Annotated in this window: 20 protein-coding genes and 1 riboswitch; of the genes, 11 read left to right on the top strand and 9 right to left on the bottom strand. The window is 60.0% G+C overall.

Annotated elements, in window-relative coordinates; genetic code table 11:
• The first annotated feature begins 4 nt into the window (after positions 1-4).
• The 7 genes from mdtD (at position 5) to CYR32_RS11870 (ending at position 7,662) form a co-directional block, all read left to right on the top strand.
• On the top strand, positions 5-1,426 hold the full coding sequence (gene mdtD / locus CYR32_RS11900) for a multidrug transporter subunit MdtD (RefSeq protein WP_101824606.1): 1,422 nt from the start codon (positions 5-7) through the stop codon (positions 1,424-1,426).
• Complete coding sequence (baeS, locus tag CYR32_RS11895; RefSeq protein ID WP_101824605.1) at positions 1,423-2,808, top strand: envelope stress sensor histidine kinase BaeS; 1,386 nt, start codon at positions 1,423-1,425, stop codon at positions 2,806-2,808. Before mdtD ends, baeS begins: the two co-directional genes overlap by 4 nt.
• Positions 2,805-3,518, top strand: a complete 714-nt coding sequence (gene baeR, locus CYR32_RS11890) for an envelope stress response regulator BaeR (protein WP_101824604.1) — start codon at positions 2,805-2,807, stop codon at positions 3,516-3,518. Before baeS ends, baeR begins: the two co-directional genes overlap by 4 nt.
• A 178-nt stretch (positions 3,519-3,696) precedes the next feature.
• Positions 3,697-4,035: a YegP family protein gene (locus CYR32_RS11885; RefSeq protein WP_101824603.1), complete on the top strand. Its 339-nt coding sequence runs from the start codon at positions 3,697-3,699 to the stop codon at positions 4,033-4,035.
• A gap of 139 nt (positions 4,036-4,174) precedes the next feature.
• A complete protein-coding gene (trhP, locus tag CYR32_RS11880) occupies positions 4,175-5,533 on the top strand; it encodes a prephenate-dependent tRNA uridine(34) hydroxylase TrhP (protein WP_101824619.1) in 1,359 nt (452 codons plus the stop codon).
• A gap of 485 nt (positions 5,534-6,018) precedes the next feature.
• Complete coding sequence (yegS, locus tag CYR32_RS11875; RefSeq protein WP_101824602.1) at positions 6,019-6,918, top strand: lipid kinase YegS; 900 nt, start codon at positions 6,019-6,021, stop codon at positions 6,916-6,918.
• Positions 6,919-6,981: 63 nt separating this feature from the next.
• Positions 6,982-7,662: a GntR family transcriptional regulator gene (locus tag CYR32_RS11870; protein WP_101824601.1), complete on the top strand. Its 681-nt coding sequence runs from the start codon at positions 6,982-6,984 to the stop codon at positions 7,660-7,662.
• A gap of 39 nt (positions 7,663-7,701) precedes the next feature.
• On the opposite strand, the gene thiD is transcribed toward CYR32_RS11870, so the two are convergent.
• Positions 7,702-8,502, bottom strand: coding sequence for a bifunctional hydroxymethylpyrimidine kinase/phosphomethylpyrimidine kinase (gene thiD / locus CYR32_RS11865; protein WP_101824600.1), 801 nt, complete (start codon positions 8,500-8,502; stop codon positions 7,702-7,704).
• A complete protein-coding gene (gene thiM / locus CYR32_RS11860; protein ID WP_420912834.1) occupies positions 8,499-9,311 on the bottom strand; it encodes a hydroxyethylthiazole kinase in 813 nt (270 codons plus the stop codon). Before thiM ends, thiD begins: the two co-directional genes overlap by 4 nt.
• 31 nt (positions 9,312-9,342) lie before the next feature.
• A riboswitch (TPP riboswitch) is annotated at positions 9,343-9,434 on the bottom strand.
• A gap of 173 nt (positions 9,435-9,607) precedes the next feature.
• Between thiM and CYR32_RS11855 the strand changes: the two genes are divergently transcribed.
• Positions 9,608-10,477 carry a hypothetical protein gene (locus CYR32_RS11855; protein ID WP_101824598.1) on the top strand — a complete coding sequence of 290 codons (870 nt, stop codon included), beginning with the start codon at positions 9,608-9,610 and terminating at the stop codon, positions 10,475-10,477.
• A gap of 140 nt (positions 10,478-10,617) precedes the next feature.
• Positions 10,618-11,016 (top strand): hypothetical protein, encoded by a 399-nt coding sequence (locus CYR32_RS11850; protein WP_241523812.1) that lies wholly within the window; start codon positions 10,618-10,620, stop codon positions 11,014-11,016.
• Positions 11,017-11,119: 103 nt separating this feature from the next.
• Here CYR32_RS11850 and CYR32_RS22005 read toward each other — a convergent pair whose 3' ends face one another.
• Complete coding sequence (locus CYR32_RS22005; protein ID WP_277621947.1) at positions 11,120-11,254, bottom strand: hypothetical protein; 135 nt, start codon at positions 11,252-11,254, stop codon at positions 11,120-11,122.
• Positions 11,255-11,398: 144 nt separating this feature from the next.
• On the opposite strand from CYR32_RS22005, the gene CYR32_RS11845 reads away from it, so the two are divergent.
• Complete coding sequence (locus CYR32_RS11845; RefSeq protein WP_101824597.1) at positions 11,399-11,839, top strand: GNAT family N-acetyltransferase; 441 nt, start codon at positions 11,399-11,401, stop codon at positions 11,837-11,839.
• A gap of 235 nt (positions 11,840-12,074) precedes the next feature.
• Here CYR32_RS11845 and CYR32_RS11840 read toward each other — a convergent pair whose 3' ends face one another.
• The 6 genes from CYR32_RS11840 to guaB all read right to left on the bottom strand — a co-directional run bounded on the left by CYR32_RS11840 (position 12,075) and on the right by guaB (position 16,900).
• Positions 12,075-12,305, bottom strand: a complete 231-nt coding sequence (locus CYR32_RS11840) for a hypothetical protein (RefSeq protein WP_101824596.1) — start codon at positions 12,303-12,305, stop codon at positions 12,075-12,077.
• Between the two features lie 137 nt (positions 12,306-12,442).
• Positions 12,443-12,724: an anti-adapter protein IraP gene (gene iraP / locus CYR32_RS11835; protein ID WP_101824595.1), complete on the bottom strand. Its 282-nt coding sequence runs from the start codon at positions 12,722-12,724 to the stop codon at positions 12,443-12,445.
• 245 nt (positions 12,725-12,969) lie between these two features.
• The gene (gene vapC / locus CYR32_RS11830; protein WP_101824594.1) at positions 12,970-13,374 is read right to left on the bottom strand and encodes a type II toxin-antitoxin system tRNA(fMet)-specific endonuclease VapC; all 405 of its coding nucleotides are present in this window, start codon (positions 13,372-13,374) and stop codon (positions 12,970-12,972) included.
• A complete protein-coding gene (gene vapB, locus CYR32_RS11825) occupies positions 13,374-13,604 on the bottom strand; it encodes a type II toxin-antitoxin system VapB family antitoxin (RefSeq protein WP_101824593.1) in 231 nt (76 codons plus the stop codon). The genes vapC and vapB overlap by 1 nt, the downstream gene beginning before the upstream one ends.
• 180 nt (positions 13,605-13,784) lie before the next feature.
• On the bottom strand, positions 13,785-15,362 hold the full coding sequence (guaA, locus tag CYR32_RS11820; protein WP_101824592.1) for a glutamine-hydrolyzing GMP synthase: 1,578 nt from the start codon (positions 15,360-15,362) through the stop codon (positions 13,785-13,787).
• Between the two features lie 74 nt (positions 15,363-15,436).
• On the bottom strand, positions 15,437-16,900 hold the full coding sequence (gene guaB / locus CYR32_RS11815; RefSeq protein WP_101824591.1) for an IMP dehydrogenase: 1,464 nt from the start codon (positions 16,898-16,900) through the stop codon (positions 15,437-15,439).
• Between the two features lie 170 nt (positions 16,901-17,070).
• On the opposite strand from guaB, the gene xseA reads away from it, so the two are divergent.
• Positions 17,071-18,450, top strand: coding sequence for an exodeoxyribonuclease VII large subunit (gene xseA / locus CYR32_RS11810; protein WP_420912833.1), 1,380 nt, complete (start codon positions 17,071-17,073; stop codon positions 18,448-18,450).
• Positions 18,451-18,535 lie beyond the last annotated feature (85 nt).

Below are 18,535 nucleotides of genomic sequence, written 5' to 3'. Positions count from 1 at the left end.
CCCGATGCCCGCCTATTCCCCCGCCGTCCGCTGGCAACTGTGGATTGTCGCTTTCGGCTTTTTTATGCAGACGCTCGACACCACCATCGTGATCACCGCCCTGCCCTCCATGGCCAAAAGCCTGGGCGAAAGCCCGCTGCACATGCACACGGTGATCGTGGCCTATGTGATGACGGTGGCGGTGATGCTGCCCGCCAGCGGCTGGCTGGCCGACCGCATCGGCGTGAAGTGGGTCTTTTTCGCCGCGATTGTGCTGTTTACCCTCGGGTCGCTGTTCTGCGCCGCCTCCGGCACCCTGAACCAGCTGGTGCTGGCACGGGTTGTCCAGGGCATCGGCGGGGCGATGATGGTGCCGGTCGGGCGGCTGACGGTGCTGAAAATTGTGCCGCGCGAGCAGTATATGGCGGCGATGACCTTCGTCACCCTGCCGGGGCAGATCGGCCCGCTGCTCGGCCCGGCGCTGGGCGGCTTTCTGGTGGAGTACGCCAGCTGGCACTGGATTTTCCTGATTAACCTGCCGGTGGGGATCGCCGGGGCGATCGCCACACTGATGCTGATGCCGAACCACACCCTGAAGACCCGCCGCTTCGACCTGCGCGGCTTTCTGCTGCTGGCGGTGGCGATGGCCGCCCTGACGCTGGCGCTGGACGGCCAGCGCGCGCTGGGGCTGGATGGTGCCGACCTCGGCTGGCTGGTGTTTGCCGGGGCGGCAGCGCTGCTGGCCTACTGGCAGTATGCACACCTTAACCCGGCGGCGCTGTTCCCGGTGCGGCTGCTGCGCACCCCGACCTTTAAAATCGGGTTGATCGGCAGCCTGCTCGGGCGGCTCGGCAGCGGGATGCTGCCGTTTATGACGCCGGTGTTTTTGCAGGTCGGGCTGGGCTTCTCGCCGTTTCACGCCGGGCTGATGATGGTGCCGATGGTGCTCGGCAGCATGAGCATGAAACGCATCGTGGTGCGGGTGGTCAGCCGTTTCGGCTACCGCCGCGCGCTGGTCGCCTCGACGCTGCTGCTGGCGGTGGCCAGCCTGCTGACCCCGGCAGTGGGGCTGGCGGGCTGGACGGCGCTTATCCCGGTGACGCTGTTCCTGCTCGGCATGGTCAACTCGCTGCGCTTCTCCAGCATGAACACCCTGACGCTGAAAGACTTGCCTAACCGGCTGGCGAGCAGCGGCAACAGTTTGCTGTCGATGGTGATGCAGCTCTCGATGAGCCTCGGCGTCAGCGCCGCGGGCATTTTGCTCGGGGTGTTTATGCAGCATGACACCGCCCTGACCGGCTCGCCGGAGGTGCAGCGGGCGTTTATTTTCACCTACCTCTGCCTGGCCGCGATCATCGCCCTGCCGGCACTGATCTTCCACCGCGTGCCGGATACTGCCGCCCCGGCCCGCGCCGGGCAAACCACGCGCAACACGGAGTCTTCATGAGAATCGGGATCACCGGCAAACTCTTCCTCGCCATTTTCGCCACCTGCATGCTGGTGCTGATCACCATGCACTGGGGCGTACGCCTGAGCTTTGAGCACGGCTTTATTGACTACATCCGCCACGGCAACGAGCAGCGGATCGAGATGATTGGCGAGGCGCTGGAGGATCAGTACCAGGAGCACGGCAGCTGGGCGTTCCTGCGTAAAGACAACAAAGTGATCTACCGGATGCTGCGCTCCTTCGAGCAGAACGACGAGGAGAACCCCAACCTGCCGCCGCACGGCTGGCGCACCCAGTTCTGGGTGCTGGATGAACAGGGCAGGCCGCTGGTGGGGCCGCGCTCGCCGGTGCCGGCCGAGGGGACGCAGCGGCCGATCGAGGTCAATGGGCAGCAGGTCGGGATGCTGATCTCCTCACCGGTAGAGCGGCTGACGCGCAACACCGACATCAGCTTTGACCGCCAGCAGCGGCGCACCAGCTGGATGATCGCCGCGCTTTCAGCGCTGCTGGCGGCGGCGGCCACCTGGCTGCTTTCGCGCGGGATGCTGGCCCCGGTGAAACGGCTGGTCAACGGCACCCACCGGCTGGCCGCCGGGGATTTCTCCACGCGGGTTGAGGTGGATTCGCAGGATGAGCTGGGCAAGCTGGCCCATGACTTTAACCTGCTGGCGACCACGCTGGAGAAGAACGAACAGATGCGCCGCGCCCTGATGGCAGATATCTCCCATGAGCTGCGCACCCCGCTGGCGGTGCTGCGCGGCGAGATGGAGGCGATGCAGGACGGCGTGCGCCGCCTCAGCGCGGAGTCCCTGCTTTCGTTGCAGGCGGAGGTTGCCACCCTCACCAAACTGGTGGATGACCTGCACCAGCTTTCGCTTTCCGATGCCGGGGCGCTGGCCTACCGCAAGGAGCCGGTGGACGCGGTGCATCTGGCGCAGCTGGCGGAGGCGGCGTTCCGCGAGCGTTTCCATGCCAAGCAGCTCAGGATCCGCAGCGCCCTGCCGCCGCAGGCGATGCTGTTCGGCGACCCCGACCGGCTGACCCAGCTGTTCAATAACCTGCTGGAGAACAGTCTGCGCTACACTGACCCCGGCGGCGAGCTGCTGATCCGGGGTGACCTGCAGGAGAAAAGCCTGCTGCTCTGCTTTGAGGACAGCGCCCCCGGCCTGACCGATGAGCAGCTGGGGCGCATTTTCGAGCGCTTCTACCGCACCGAAGGCTCGCGCAACCGCGCCAGCGGCGGCTCCGGCCTGGGGCTGGCGATCTGTCAGAATATCGTGGAGGCCCACGGCGGCACCCTCCACGCCGCCCACTCCCCGCTGGGCGGTATTTCGCTCTGCGTACGTTTGCCGTTAATTAACCCTGCTGAAGGACTGCGATGAGTGACAGCAACAGCGAGATTCCGCTGCAAATCATGATTGTTGAAGATGAACCGAAACTGGGCCAGCTGCTGGTGGACTACCTGGAGGCGGCCGGCTACCAGACCCGCTGGCTGACCCACGGCGATGAGGTGGTGCCGGCGGTGAAGAGCCAGCCGCCGGCACTGATCCTGCTGGATTTGATGCTGCCCGGCACCGACGGCCTGACGATCTGCCGCGAAATCCGCCGCTTCTCTGAGGTGCCGGTCATGATGGTGACGGCCAAGATTGAGGAGATTGACCGCCTGCTTGGGCTGGAGATCGGCGCAGATGACTACATCTGCAAACCCTACAGCCCGCGTGAGGTGGTGGCGCGGGTGAAAACCATCCTGCGGCGCTGTTTGCGGGTGCAGGAGGCCCCGGTGGAGGCCTATGCGCTGCGCATTGACGAGGCACGTTTCCAGGCGAGTTACCAGGGCGAGATCCTCGACCTGACCCCGGCGGAATTCCGGCTGCTGAAAACCCTGGCGATGCAGCCGGGCCACGTCTTCTCCCGCGAGCAGCTGCTCAACCACCTGTATGACGATTACCGGGTGGTGACCGACCGCACCATCGACAGCCACATCAAAAACCTGCGCCGCAAACTCGAGGCGATCGACGGTGAAAAGCCGTTTATCCGCGCGGTGTATGGCGTCGGCTACCGCTGGGAAGCGGACGCCTGCCATCTGGACTGATTGGCTGAATGTATGCAGCAACCGGCTATCTTTGCCGGTTGCGCGCGTCGATATTTCCAAATCCTGAGGTCGGTCACATCTTTTTATCAAAGGCACGTTTGATCAATTTTTAAACATATCGCACGGGTGCCGCTTGGCTACACTTGGTCGGAGTATTCTGAACGAGGAGACCCCTACCATGGCAATCGGGCATTATGAGATCAAAAAAGCCAAAAACGGACGCTACCATTTCGAACTGAAAGCCAGCAACGGCGACGTTATTCTCAACAGTGAGATGTACGCCAGCAAGGCCTCGGCGGAGCACGGCATCAGTTCCGTACAGACCAATGCGCCGGAAGAGGCGCAGTACGAGTTGAAACAGAGCAGCAGCAACCAGCCCTATTTTGTGTTGAAAGCCAAAAACTTCCAGGTGATTGGCATCAGCGAACTCTACAGTTCGGAAAGCGCGGCGCGTAACGGCATCAAATCCGCGACGCGCAACGGCACCAGCACCGACATCCGCGACATGACCCACTAAGCCCTTTCTGCCCGCGCGCACCGGGATTGCACCGGCGCGCGCATCCGCCTACAATTCCGGCCTTACACTTTCTGCGGGCATTGCCCGTGGTATGCTGCGCCCGCGGCGCAGCCTGACCTGTCATCAGAAGAGCCGTATCATGCCATCAACCCCTTTTACCCCCGAATTGCTGTCGCCTGCCGGCACACTGAAGAACATGCGTTACGCCTTTGCCTACGGGGCCGACGCGGTCTACGCCGGGCAGCCGCGCTACAGCCTGCGGGTGCGCAACAACGAATTTACCCATGAGAACCTGGCGCTCGGCATTCAGGAAGCGCACGTCCTGGGCAAGAAGTTCTACGTGGTGGTGAACATCGCCCCGCACAACGCCAAGCTGAAAACCTTCCTGCGTGACCTGCAACCGGTGGTGGAGATGGGGCCGGATGCGCTGATCATGTCCGATCCCGGCCTGATCATGCTGGTGCGCGAGGCGTTCCCGTTGATCCCGGTGCACCTCTCGGTGCAGGCCAATGCGGTGAACTGGGCCACGGTGAAATTCTGGCAGCAGATGGGGCTGACGCGGGTGATCCTGTCACGCGAGCTGGCGCTGGAAGAGATCGCGGAGATCCGCCGGCAGGTGCCGGAGATGGAGCTGGAGGTGTTTGTGCACGGCGCGCTCTGCATGGCCTACTCCGGGCGCTGCCTGCTGTCGGGGTATATCAACAAGCGTGACCCGAACCAGGGCACCTGTACCAACGCCTGCCGCTGGGAGTACAACGTGCAGGAGGGCAAAGAGGATGACGTGGGGAACATCGTCCACCAGCATGAGCCGATTGCGGTAACACAGGTGGAGCCGACGCTGGGCCTCGGCGCGCCCACCGACCGGGTGTTTATGCTGGCGGAGCGCCAGCGCCCGGACGAGGCGATGTCCGCCTTTGAGGATGAGCACGGCACCTACATCATGAACTCCAAAGATCTGCGCGCCATCCAGCATGTTGACCAGCTGACGCAGCTCGGCGTGCACTCGCTGAAGATCGAGGGACGCACCAAGTCCTTCTACTACTGCGCCCGCACTGCACAGGTCTACCGCCGGGCGATCGACGATGCCGTGGCCGGGAAGCCGTTCGACCCGACGCTGCTCACCACGCTGGAGGGGCTGGCGCACCGCGGCTATACCGAAGGGTTCCTGCGCCGCCACACCCATGATGAGAAGCAGAACTACGCCTATGGCCATTCGATGTCTGACCGCCAGCAGTTTGTCGGTGAGTTTACCGGCGAGTGCCGCGAGGGCTGGGCTGAGGTAGCGGTGAAGAACCGCTTCCTGCGCGGGGACAGCGTGGAACTGATGACCCCGGCCGGGAACATCGTGTTTACCCTGGAGACGATCAGGAACCAGAAAGGCGAGAACGTTGAGGTTGCGCCGGGTGACGGCCACGTCGTCTGGGTGCCGGTGCCGGACGGCTTCGACACCCGCTTTGCGCTGCTGCTGCGTAATTTGCCGCACAGCCCGGCACAATAGCCGTAACAGCTATCAGGCTTTTTAATGGTTTTTAGAATCCGATCACATCAATAATGCGCCGCGATGCGTACTATCTGGGTCGCTAATTAAGAATCAAAAACAGCTTTACGATATTCAGGAACCACCTCCTTCGCCGGACCAATCTCCCTTGGCCCGGCTTTTTCTTTTTTATCAGCCGCTTAAATCCCCCTTCCGAGAAAAAATCTTATTTCATTTTCGCTGTTAATTGAGGATTTCTTTCATTCTGCGGTAAAAACCTTCACGTTTTCTCATTTCAAAAAAATGACCTGAAATAAAAAAGCGTGAGATATCCACGGTTTTTCTCTTTTATTCGCTGATTTTTTCCGTTATTCCTTTACCCCTAAGATTTATCTGCTTTATTTTGGCTGCCGGATCGCCATTACCGGCCGGGGGCCGTTCTGGTTTATCTTATACTCAGGTCAGGGCACGGTGCCCATGGTCCGCTTCAGAGCCGGGAGTTTGCGATGTCAGAATCATCAGTCAATGTGCTGATCCTTAATGGAAAAGGGGCGGGAAATGAAGATCTCCGCCAGGCGGTCACGGCCTTGCGTCAGGACGGTGTTACCCTGCATGTGCGGGTAACCTGGGAACAGGGCGACGCCGGGCGCTATGTGGACGAGGCCGTGGCGCTGGGTGCTGATACGGTGATCGCCGGCGGCGGCGACGGCACCATCAACGAAGTGGCGACCGCGCTCTACCATGTGCCCGCGGCGCAGCGCCCGGCGCTGGGCATTGTGCCGCTGGGCACCGCCAATGACTTCGCCACCGCCTGCGCCATCCCGGACACCATGGAGAACGCGCTGCAACTGGCGGTGAAAGGCCACGCCTACACCATCGATCTGGTGAAGGTGAACCAGGATCGCTTCTTCATCAATATGGCGACCGGCGGCTTCGGCACGCGGATCACCACCGAGACACCGGAGCGGCTGAAGTCCGCGCTGGGCGGCGTCTCTTACCTGCTGCACGGCCTGATGCGCATGGACACCCTGAAAGCGGACCACTGCGTCATCACCGGGCCGGACTTCCGCTGGGAGGGTGACGCGCTGGTGATCGGCATCGGTAACGGCAAGCAGGCGGGCGGCGGCCAGGCGCTCTGCCCGGAGGCGCTGATCAACGACCGGCTGCTGCAACTGCGGCTGTTTACCTCCGAGGAGCTGGTGCCCGCGTTTTTGCGCAGCATGCTGAGCGGCGAAGAGAACCAGAATGTGATCTCCGCAACGCTGCCGTGGCTGGAGATCGACGCGCCGCATGAGATGACCTTCAACCTCGACGGCGAGCCGCTGAGCGATACCCATTTCCGCATCGACGTGCTGCCGGAGGCGATCGCCTGCCGCCTGCCGCCGAACTGCCCGCTGCTGGGGTAATTCCCCGCCTATCGCCCCGTGTTACACTACGGGGCATCGACCCTGACTGAGCCGCCCTGCCCTATGCCGTCTGAACTTCTGAACAGCGTTCCCGTTAACCAGCAGATTTATCGCCTGCTGCGTCAGGACATTATCGACTGTAGCATTGCGCCCGGCACCCTGCTGTCGGAGAAAGAGATCTCACTGCGTTTCAGCGTCTCCCGCCAGCCGGTGCGCGAAGCATTCATCAAACTGGCGGAGGCCGGGCTAGTGCAGATTTTGCCGCAGCGCGGCACCTTTGTGATGAAGATCTCCGCCAAACAGGTGGCCGATGCGCGCTTCATCCGCCAGGCGCTGGAGTGCGCCATCGTGCGCCGCGCGGCGGAGATGGTTACCGACGCGCAGATCCAGCAGCTGGAGCATAACCTCAAGCGCCAGTCACTGGCCGCCGCCGCCGGGCAGACGCGGGAATTTCTGGCGCTTGATGACCAGTTCCACCAGCTGTTGACGCGGATTGCCGACTGCGCGCTGGCGTGGGAGACCATTGAGTCGATCAAAGCGACCATGGACCGGGTGCGGTTCCTCAGCCTCAGCAAGGTCTCGCCGCCGGAGAGCCTGATCGCCCAGCATCAGGAGATTGTCTCTGCCCTGAAGGCGCGTGATGCGGACACGGCAGAAACGGCGATCCGCCGGCACCTTCAGGAGCTGATCTACTCCATTACGCCGATTGCGGAACAGAACAGCGACTGGTTCGGCGCGTTATAGCGCCACCGCACGCCTGCTGCGCCGCGTACGCCCCCGGCTTTACCACCAGGCGTGGAAATGGTGTACCGGGCCGATGCCCTGCCCCACCTCGAGGCTGTCCGCCTGCTCCAGCGCCTGTTGCAGGTAGGCTTTCGCCGCCTGCACTGTTTCTGCCCAATCGTGATGGCGCGGCCGCAGCGCCGCCAGCGCCGCAGAGAGCGTGCAGCCGGTGCCGTGGGTGTGGCGGGTCGCCACGCGCGGCGCGGTAAAACGCTGTTCGCCGTCGCGGGTAAAGAGCCAGTCCGGGCTTTCGTTTTCGCTGAGGTGCCCGCCCTTCATCAACACCGCCCGGCACCCCATTCCCAACAGCTCCCGCCCCTGGTGGCGCATCTCCGTTTCATCACGCGCCGGGGCGCACGCCAGCAGCGCGGCCGCCTCCGGCAGGTTCGGCGTCATCAGCGAGACCAACGGCAGCAGGGTACGGCGGATCGCCTCCACCGCCTCCGGGGCCAGCAGCGGGTCGCCGCTTTTCGCCAGCATCACCGTGTCCAGCACCACATGGGGCAGCCGGTAATGGGCCAGCCGCTCTGCCACGGCGGCCACCACCTCGCTGTTGGCCAGCATCCCGATTTTGGCGCTGTCGATGCGTACATCGCTGAGCACCGAGTCGAGCTGCGCCGCCACAAACCCCGGATCGATCTGATAGACCGACTGCACGCCGCGGGTATTTTGCGCCACCAGCGCAGTGATGACGCTGGTGCCGTACGCCCCCAGGGCGGAGAAGGCTTTGAGATCGGCCTGGATGCCGGCACCGCCGCTCGGGTCGGTGCCGGCGATGGTCAATGCATTGATGCGCGTCATGCTGCGCCCTCCGCCAGCTGATAGACCTCATCCAGCAGCTGCGGCAACAGGCTGCCCGGCCCGGCGGCCTGCGCCGCTGCCCGCTCCCCGGCGCGCGCCATCAGCGCACAGGCGGCGGCGACCTGATCCAGCCGCCGCCCCTCCAGGGCGCAGAACCCTGCCACCAGCGCCGATAGCGCACAGCCGGTGCCGACGACCCGCGTCAGCAGCGGGTCACTGCCGGGGATCGCCCAGGCCGCCTGACCATCCGTGACGTAATCGACCCGGCCGGTCACCGCCACGACCGCGCCGGTCTGCTGCGCCAGCGCCCGGGCAGCGGGCAGCGCCTTCAGTGAGTCGTCGCCGCTGTCCACGCCGCGCCCCAGCGCCGGGTGGCCGCAGAGCGCCAGAATCTCCGAGGCATTGGCGCGGATCGCCGCCGGGTGCAGCGCCAGCAGCCGCTGGGCAAAGTCAGTGCGGTAGGTCAGTGCGCCCACGGCCACCGGGTCCAGCGTCCAGGGGGTGCCGGCGCGGTTCGCGCTCTCAATCGCCGCCAGCATACTCTCCGCACGGGCGTGGTTCAGGGTACCGAGGTTAATCAGCAGCGCATCGGCCAGCGCGCTGAACTGCGCGGCCTCCTGCGGCTCCACCACCATCGCAGGCGAAGCCCCGGCCGCCAGCAGCAGGTTGGCGGTGACGGACTGCACCACCTCATTGGTCAGGCAGTGCACCAGCGGCGCGGCGCGGCGGAACTGCCCCCAGGAGGCAGCGGCAAACTCAGCAGGAAAGGTCGCCGGAACGGCGGGATCGGCAGGGGACAACATGGTCATTCTCCTTACCGGCGTGAAAGAAGGCGATGCCGGTAAGGCAACGTGACTTCCCTACGCTGGCATTATCCAGGTCAGGTAATACGGGTAAAGTCTCAGCCTTGGCAGGCACCCCGAGTCATGGTTTGAAGGTCAAACGCGGCCACAGCATAAGCAACCGGAAGCGGGGTTGCAAACAGATGTAAAAGAAATTTTTTAACTTCTCCATTCATTATTACAATTCACCTTTTTGATTCTAATCAATTTAAATTAATTTCAAAAATAATACCTTTTTGTTTTCTAATTATTGAGATAATGAAATGGACGATGAAATTATCACTTTTGGCGAAATAATTACCCCTAAAATGGCAAAAGATTTGTTAAAACACAATATTAACAATCGCGTCACCTCCGAAACACATGTGGCATTTTTAGCTGACATGATGAAACGGGGTCAATGGAAGAAACATGCTCAACCTGTCCAGTTTACCGGTACACCCGAAGATCCTAAGCGCTGTATTGACGGCCAGCACCGCCTGAAAGCGATAATAAAAGCTAACGTCCCTATATATCTCACTCTGGCATTTAATGTGCCTGAAGATGCGGCAGACACCATAGATAATGGTAAGCGCCGTACAAATGGCGATCATGTTCTATTTGGTGTGCCGGGATTAAAACCTGCCGCCGCCCGCGAGATAGGTGTAGTCACCCCTTGGTTAATACTCTATGAGCGTGCAACAATCACACAATGGACCCAGACCAATCATCAGTTTTATAAATCCACCTCATCGACGGATGTAGTAGCTTACGTCAAGAAAAATAAGAAAGAATTGACAGAGGCTTATGCATGGGTAGAAAAAAACTGCTGCTTTAATCGTAAAACAATCCGCCCGCGTTCAGAAATGTTATTAATCAGGATTCTTACTCACCGTGTGGATCCTATTGCTTCGGAAGATTTTTGTTTAAAGATTTATGCGGGCATAAACCTGATGCCTAACACAGTAGAAATGACACTCCGGACTTGGCTGCTTGATATGGCTTTAAAGAAAGAAGTAAACACGAAATCTATACAGTGCATCCGATATACGCTTGCCCAAGCTTGGAATAAGATACGTACAGGGAATAACCGTATCACGACTATGCGAACGTTACTCTATAAAGAAGGCACCCCTGCACAGCGCTTCAAATAAACTATTTTAAAGCGCTCATTGGGCGCTTTAAAATAATACACCTTATCCGTCATGACATTCTGATAAGGCAGCAAATTAATAAATTTATTGCTTTGGCCCGTTATATTATGCAGAACAACGCCCTGATTAAGCGATTGCACATGGCATTAACAGGCATATTGCTGGTGCTGGTAGCCGGTTATGCCCTCTATCAATTCGTGTTTAACGGCGCACCGGATGATGCCCTTTACGCACAGCAGCGCATCACGGAGAGCACCTTTCTTTATGTGACAAAATACCAGGGTGGGGGCGCGACGGTCTCTGAGGTCTACCGCTATTATCTGGATAGTGACCTGCCGGGTGACCCGATGACGCACCTGAAAGAGCGCGCACCGTTTTTGGTCACGGATGTGGGGAATGCGAAGGTGTCAGGCTATGGGGATCATATCAACGTCGTGCTGACCGGGCGCGTCTACGCCTTTACCAACTCTTCCCTGTTTTATGCTGGCGGCGCAGCCGTGATGCCGGTGATTACCCTGACTGCCCAGGGTGTACGCTAAACGCCCTGCCCTGCGTTGGCCTCCATTAGCAGGCTGCTAAATACGCCCGATAAAAAAGCGCCCGGCGGGCGCTTTCGACATAGACACGGTCTCTCAATACAGATCAGGACGCTTTTTTCTTCTTTTTTGACGGCGTGGTGACGGTTTCCGTCACGGTGGTTTTCGGCCGTTTTTTGGCCTCGCCGGACTCCACAAACTGGCCGGTTTCGGTGTCTCGTACCACTTTTCGATTTCCCATAATGACCTCACTGCGCGGGGCTGGAGCCTTTATCCTAGTGACGGCGCACCGGCCCCTCAAGGCGGCAATGATCACATCTGCTTATTTAGGTCTATAATTTCAATCAATTAGATAAATAACGTCACTCTCGTTAAAGGAACGCCCATGATTGTACGCCCCTATCAGGAAAGCGATCGCCCCTTTCTGCGCACCCTTTACCTCGCGTCACGCAAACAGGCCTGGCCGTGGCTGACCAGCACCGGCTGGCAGCTGGAGGATTTTGACCGTGACGTGATAGGGGAGACGGTGCTGGTGGCCGACGAGGATGGCCGCCCGGTGGGGTTTGCCTCTGTTTTTGAGGCGGAAAACTTCCTGCATAACCTGTTTGTCGCGCCGGAGGCGCAGGGCCGCGGCGTCGGCCTGGCGCTGCTGGAGGCGGCCCAGGCTACCTTTACCCATACCGGCGCGCTGAAATGCCTGGTAAGAAATGAACACGCCCTGCGCTTTTACCAGCGCCACGGCTGGGAGCGCGTCAGCCGCGGTACCGCCCCGAAAGGCGATTACTACCTGCTGCACTACCGGCTGGCACCGAAAAAAGAGGGATAGGGTCAGAGAGAAAACGGGCAAACACAGTCAGGTTTCCCGATAATTATTTGAGGGGGTAAACCTGCTGTGTTGCCTTTACAGAAGTGGGAAGCTGGGGAGTGGCGGGCTGACAGCACCTCGCGGTTTGAAACTCCCCCCAAAGCAGTATCCCTTGCGGTGTATGAGAAGATGCTGAACGCATCAGAAATAAAACAAGGTTGAACATGTTATTTTGCTTAACAAGAAACCCGGGACATCAACCTGAAATTTTGCGCCGTATCGGCTCAGGCGTTGGCTGTTCTGCGTGTATCTCTTCACTGGAGATACTGATGATATTGCCGCAGTGCGCACAGTACCGGACGTTGATAATGGTGTTTCCGCTCTGACTGTCCTTAATGCTTTTCACCTGGGTCAGGTAATCATCGCCACTGGCCAGACACTCAGGACAGACTTTTGTGCTGTCTTCTTCATTTAAATCTTCGTTCACATTCCCTCCGCATTTTGTTAGCAAATACTAACAAGCCTAGCAGCGATTTAACACGTTGTGAAACGGTTAAACCGGGCTGAGCGCCGCGGTATGACTGAATTTTAGCCGATTCAGCCGGTTAACCTGCCTGCTTCAGATTATTCGGATTTTGCTTTGACAAATTCCGGCAGCGCTAATAGTTGCTTCACATGTGACAGCAAAAGCTCGACGTCAGAAGAGAGGATTTCATCCGACTCTTTTGCCGCCGTAACAATTGCCTGGTTAATGCTTTGTGAGACGTTTTCCGTCATGGTTTTGTCCAGCATCAGGATGATGGCCGCCAGCAGCAGCGATTGTGCCTCTACCTGCGCGGTCAAATCTTTGGCCTCCACCTCGATTTTTGACATTTTAATCAGGACATCTGCCACCAGGTTATTCATACGCGCCCCCTTCTCTGTGTCTTTAGACCGTAGCACCCTTCCCTCACCCGGCCACGCGCCACATCACGCCTTTAGCAAAAAATGCGGTGTTTTGTGAGGAAATGTGAGGTGTTGGGGGGAAATCACGCCTTTAACACATTACAAAAAAGTCTGGCGCAGAGGTTCGCTGATTCTTCAACGCGCTGCCTGCGTGCTATAGAGAGGAGAATTGATCTGACTGTTAAACGAAATAACAAAAATGCTGTTTAGCTAACGCTCCAGTCCTCCAGACGCACACCATTAACACGTATAAATTCGCGGGTATTATTTGTTACCAGAACCAGGCCAAGGGCGCGGGCATGCGCCGCAATCATACTGTCATAGGGGCCGATGGGGGTGCCTGCTCTCGCCAGCTCAGCCCGGATTTGCCCGGTCTGTACCGCGGCATCGATGCCATAATTCAATACCTCCAGCCGGGCAATGAATCCTTCAACCACACGCAGGTTCTTTTCCGGGCTGGCGGATTTCTCCGCACCGTAAATCAGCTCCATTAAGGTGACAGAGCTGATGCACATCTGCCCATAATGCTGATTAAAGGCATCACGTACTGCCTGAGGCTTATTTTTGATCGTATAGATGCAGATATTGGTATCCAGCATATATTTAAGCATCAGAACGCTTCCCTCTCCTGCTCACCGGGTTGTTCACGTGTACCCATAAAATCAGAGGTGACGCTCTCGCCATCAAACCAACTGTCCCAGCTTTCACCTGCGGGGGTAATAATGCGCGCCCGCCCTACCGCGACGATATCCACGTGTTTGACATCTTCCGGTAAAGCCACTGCTTTTGGCAGGCGTACCGCCTGGCTGCGGTTGCTTTTGAATAGGGTTGTCTTTTCCATCATCGCCTCTTGTGGTGACGTTTTGTACTGATTGTCAGCATAAGGCAACCTTGGGATATGTCAACGGGATATACAAAAAGGGAAAATGCCGGGCGATGCAAAACCATAAAAAACCCTCTGTAAAACAGAGGGTTGATTTTACTTTCACCGGGTTATGAAGCGGGGTGAGCGGTTATCTGATCACTCCCACTCGATCGTCGCCGGTGGTTTGCCGGAGATGTCGTAGACCACGCGGGAGATGCCGTCGATTTCGTTGATGATGCGGTTGGAGACGCGGCCGAGGAACTCATACGGCAGGTGCGCCCAGTGCGCGGTCATGAAGTCGATGGTTTCCACCGCACGTAGTGAGACCACCCAGTCATATTTGCGGCCGTCGCCCATCACGCCCACGGAGCGAACCGGCAGGAACACGGTGAAAGCCTGGCTGACTTTGTGGTACAGCTCCGCTTTGTGCAGCTCTTCGATGAAGATGGCGTCCGCGCGGCGCAGCAGATCGCAGTACTCTTTCTTCACTTCGCCCAGCACGCGCACACCGAGGCCCGGCCCCGGGAACGGGTGGCGGTAGAGCATGTCGTACGGCAGGCCCAGCTCCAGACCGATTTTGCGTACTTCGTCTTTGAACAGCTCTTTCAGCGGCTCCACCAGCCCCAGTTTCATCTCTTTCGGCAGCCCGCCGACGTTATGGTGGGACTTGATCACGTGCGCCTTGCCGGTGGCCGAGGCGGCGGATTCGATCACATCCGGGTAGATGGTGCCCTGCGCCAGCCATCTGAACTCTTCATGTTTGCTGGCCTCTTCGTCGAAGACCTCAACAAACACGCGGCCGATGGTTTTGCGCTTCTCTTCCGGGTCATTGATGCCGGCCAGCGCCGACAGGAAACGCTCTTCCGCCGGGACGTGCACAATGTTCAGGCCGAAGTGGTCGCCAAACATCTCCAGCACCTGATCCGCCTCGTTCAGGCGCAGCAGGCCGTTGTCCACGAAGACGCAGGTCAGGCGCTTGCCGATGGCGCGGTGCAGCAGCATCGCGGTCACGGAGGAGTCCACGCCGCCGGAGAGGCCGAGGATGACCTGATCATTGCCGACCTGCTGTTTGATGCGCTCAACCGCATCCTCAATGATGGTGGCCGGTGTCCAGAGCGCTTCGCAGCCGCAGATGTCGAGCACAAAGCGCTCCAGCATCCGCTGACCCTGGCGGGTGTGGGTCACTTCCGGGTGGAACTGCACGCCGTAGAAACGCTTCTCCTCGTTCGCCATGATGGCAAACGGGCAGTTGTCGGTGCTGGCAACGGTGACGAAATCAGACGGGATCGCCGTGACTTTGTCGCCGTGGCTCATCCAGACGTCCAGCAGGGAGCGGCCTGTCGGGCTGAGGGCGTCCTGAATGTCGCGGATCAGCGCGCTTTCAGTCTGGATCTCAACCTGGGCATAGCCGAACTCACGCTCGTTGGAGCTTTCCACATGGCCGCCCAGTTGCATCGCCATGGTCTGCATCCCGTAGCAGACGCCGAAGACCGGTACCCCGGCGTTGAAGACGTACTCCGGCGCGCGCGGGCTGTCCTGCGCGGTGGTGCTTTCCGGCCCGCCGGAGAGGATGATGCCGCTCGGGTTGAATTCGCGGATCTGCGCTTCGGTAACGTCCCATGCCCACAGTTCACAATAAACGCCGATTTCACGGACGCGGCGCGCAACCAACTGGGTGTACTGAGAACCGAAATCCAGGATCAGGATACGATGCTTATGGATATTTTTTGACATGTGAGGCGAATTCCAGAAACAGAGAAAAAAGAAGAAAAAGTCACGGGCGGCAGCCGGGGCTGCCGCCGCGTTTATCAGCCCATGCGGTAGTTCGGTGACTCTTTGGTGATGGTCACGTCGTGCACGTGGCTTTCCTGAATGCCGGCACCGCTGATGCGGACGAACTCCGCCCTGGTGCGCAGGTCCTCAATGGTCGGGCAGCCGGTGAGGCCCATGCAGGAGCGCAGGCCGCCCATCTGCTGGTGCACAATCGCTTTCAGCATCCCTTTGTAGGCCACGCGGCCTTCGATCCCTTCCGGCACCAGTTTGTCGGCGGCGTTATCGGTCTGGAAGTAGCGGTCAGACGAGCCTTTGGACATCGCGCCCAGCGAGCCCATGCCGCGGTAGGATTTGAACGAGCGGCCCTGGTAGAGTTCGATTTCGCCCGGGGACTCATCGGTACCGGCCAGCATGGAGCCGACCATCACGCAGGAAGCCCCTGCCGCCAGCGCTTTGGCGATGTCGCCGGAGAAGCGGATGCCGCCGTCAGCGATTACCGGGATGCCGGTGCCTTCCAGCGCTTCTACCGCGTCCGCGATGGCAGTGATCTGCGGGACGCCCACGCCGGTAACGATGCGGGTGGTGCAGATGGAGCCGGGGCCGATGCCGACTTTCACGGCGCTGACGCCCGCCTCAACCAGCGCTTTCGCACCGGCGGCGGTGGCAACGTTGCCGCCGACGATTTGCAGGTCCGGGTATTTGGCACGGGTTTCACGGATGCGCTGCAATACGCCTTCCGAGTGGCCGTGGGAGGAGTCGATCAGCAGCACGTCAACCCCGGCCGCGACCAGCGCGTCCACGCGGGCTTCGTTGCCCGGGCCGGCACCGACAGCGGCACCGACGCGCAGGCGGCCGCGCTCGTCTTTACAGGCGTTGGGTTTGCGTTCCGCTTTCTGGAAATCTTTCACGGTGATCATGCCGAGCAGATGGAACTGCTCATCCACCACCAGCGCTTTCTCCACGCGTTTTTCATGCATTTTTTGCAGCACGATTTCGCGGGCTTCGCCCTCTTTCACCGTGACCAGACGTTCTTTCGGCGTCATTACGGCGGTGACCGGCTGGTCAAGGTCCGTCACGAAACGTACGTCACGGCCGGTGATGATGCCTACCAGCTCGTTCTCTTCGGTCACGACCGGGTAACCGGCGAAACCGTTGCGGGCCGTCAGCTCTTTCACCTGGCGCAGGGTGGTGGCCGGCGTCACGGTTTGCGGGTCAGTGACCACGCCGCTCTCATGTTTCTTCACCCGGCTGACCTCTTCGGCCTGGCGCTCAATAGACATATTTTTGTGGATGAACCCGAGGCCGCCTTCCTGAGCCAGCGCAATCGCCAGGCCGGATTCCGTCACGGTATCCATGGCAGCGGAGAGCATCGGGATGTTCAGGCGGATTTTTGCCGTGAGTTGCGTGCCGAGATCGGCCGTGTTCGGCAAGACGGTAGAGTGAGCGGGAACGAGGAGGACGTCATCAAACGTCAGAGCTTCTTTAACGATACGTAGCATGGGCAATATCTCACCAGGGTGGCTGCGAAAAAGATAAAATATTGCCGCGGCATTATACAGAGCGTAATCGATTGCCTCCAGCACTATTTTGCTAAAACCCTTGATTACCTGTTACAGCCATGTAGTATCGACCAATTAAGTCCCTGTTTTAAAATTTGATCAAGATCACAATGCCAAATTTATCTTCCCCAGGAATTTTCACTGTCAGCCGCCTTAATCAGACGGTGCGACAGCTGCTGGAAGGTGAAATGGGCCAGATCTGGCTCTCCGGCGAGATCTCCAACCTCTCGCAACCCGCCTCCGGCCACTGGTACTTCACCCTGAAGGATGACCGGGCGCAGGTGCGCTGCGCCATGTTCCGCAACGCCAACCGCCGCAGCACCTTCCGCCCGCAGAACGGCCAGCAGGTGCTGATGCGCGCCACGATCACCCTGTATGAACCGCGTGGTGACTACCAGCTGATTGCCGAGAGCATGCAGCCGGCCGGTGAAGGGCTGTTGCAGCAGAAGTATGAGCTGCTCAAGCAGGCGCTGGCGGACGAAGGGCTATTCGACGCGCAGTTCAAACAGCCCCTGCCCTCCCCGGCGCGGCAGGTCGGCGTGATCACCTCTGCCAGCGGCGCGGCGCTGCACGATGTGTTGCAGGTGCTGAAACGCCGTGACCCGTCGCTGCCGGTGGTGATCTACCCGACGCTGGTGCAGGGGGCGGACGCCCCGATGATGATCGTGCGGGCGATTGAGGCGGCCAACCGGCGCAACGAGTGTGACGTGCTGATTGTCGGGCGCGGCGGCGGTTCGCTGGAAGATCTCTGGAGCTTCAATGATGAGCGGGTGGCGCGCGCGATTTTCGCCAGCCGCATCCCGGTGGTGAGCGCCGTCGGCCATGAAACGGACGTTACCATTGCGGACTTCGTGGCTGACCTGCGCGCGCCGACGCCCTCCGCCGCCGCGGAGTTGATCAGCCGCAACCAGCTTGAGCTGCTGCGCCAGATGCAGTCCCAGCAGCAGCGGCTGGAGATGGCGATGGACTACTTCCTCGCCCAGCGCGCGCGGCAGTTCACCCGGCTGCACCACCGCCTGCAACAGCAGCACCCGCAGTTGCGTCTCTCGCGCCAACAGACGGCGCTGTTCCGCCTGCGCCGCCGCCTCGACGAGGCGATGCAGCAGCGCTTGCGCCAGCTACTGCGGCGCGCCGATCGCCTGCAGCAGCGGCTGTTGCAGCACCCGCCGCAAAACCGCATCCACCGTACCCAGCAGCGGGTGCAGCAGTTGCGCTACCGTCTCAACCAGGCGCTGGCGCAGCAGCTCTCACAGCAGCGGCAGCGTTTCGGCACCGCCTGCACCCAGCTTGAGGCGGTCAGCCCGCTGGCGACGCTGGCGCGCGGCTACAGCGTGACCACCACGTCCGGCGGCGGCGGCGTACTGAAAAAAACCGCACAGGCGCAACCCGGTGACCGCCTGACCACCCGGCTGTCCGACGGCTGGGTCGAGAGCGAGGTCACCCAGGTGACGCCTGCCAAAAAGCCGCGCACACGCACGCCGAAAGGCTGACGGCCGCCCCCGCTTTGTCAGGATTGGGTAAAAATCCCCCAGTCTGCCCAGCCGGACTATACTGTTAATCAGGCGGTTACCTTTG

It is taken from the genome of Chimaeribacter coloradensis (assembly GCF_002858715.1).
GTDB lineage: Bacteria > Pseudomonadota > Gammaproteobacteria > Enterobacterales > Enterobacteriaceae > Chimaeribacter > Chimaeribacter coloradensis.
This window is presented reverse-complemented; position numbering and strand designations above follow the sequence as displayed.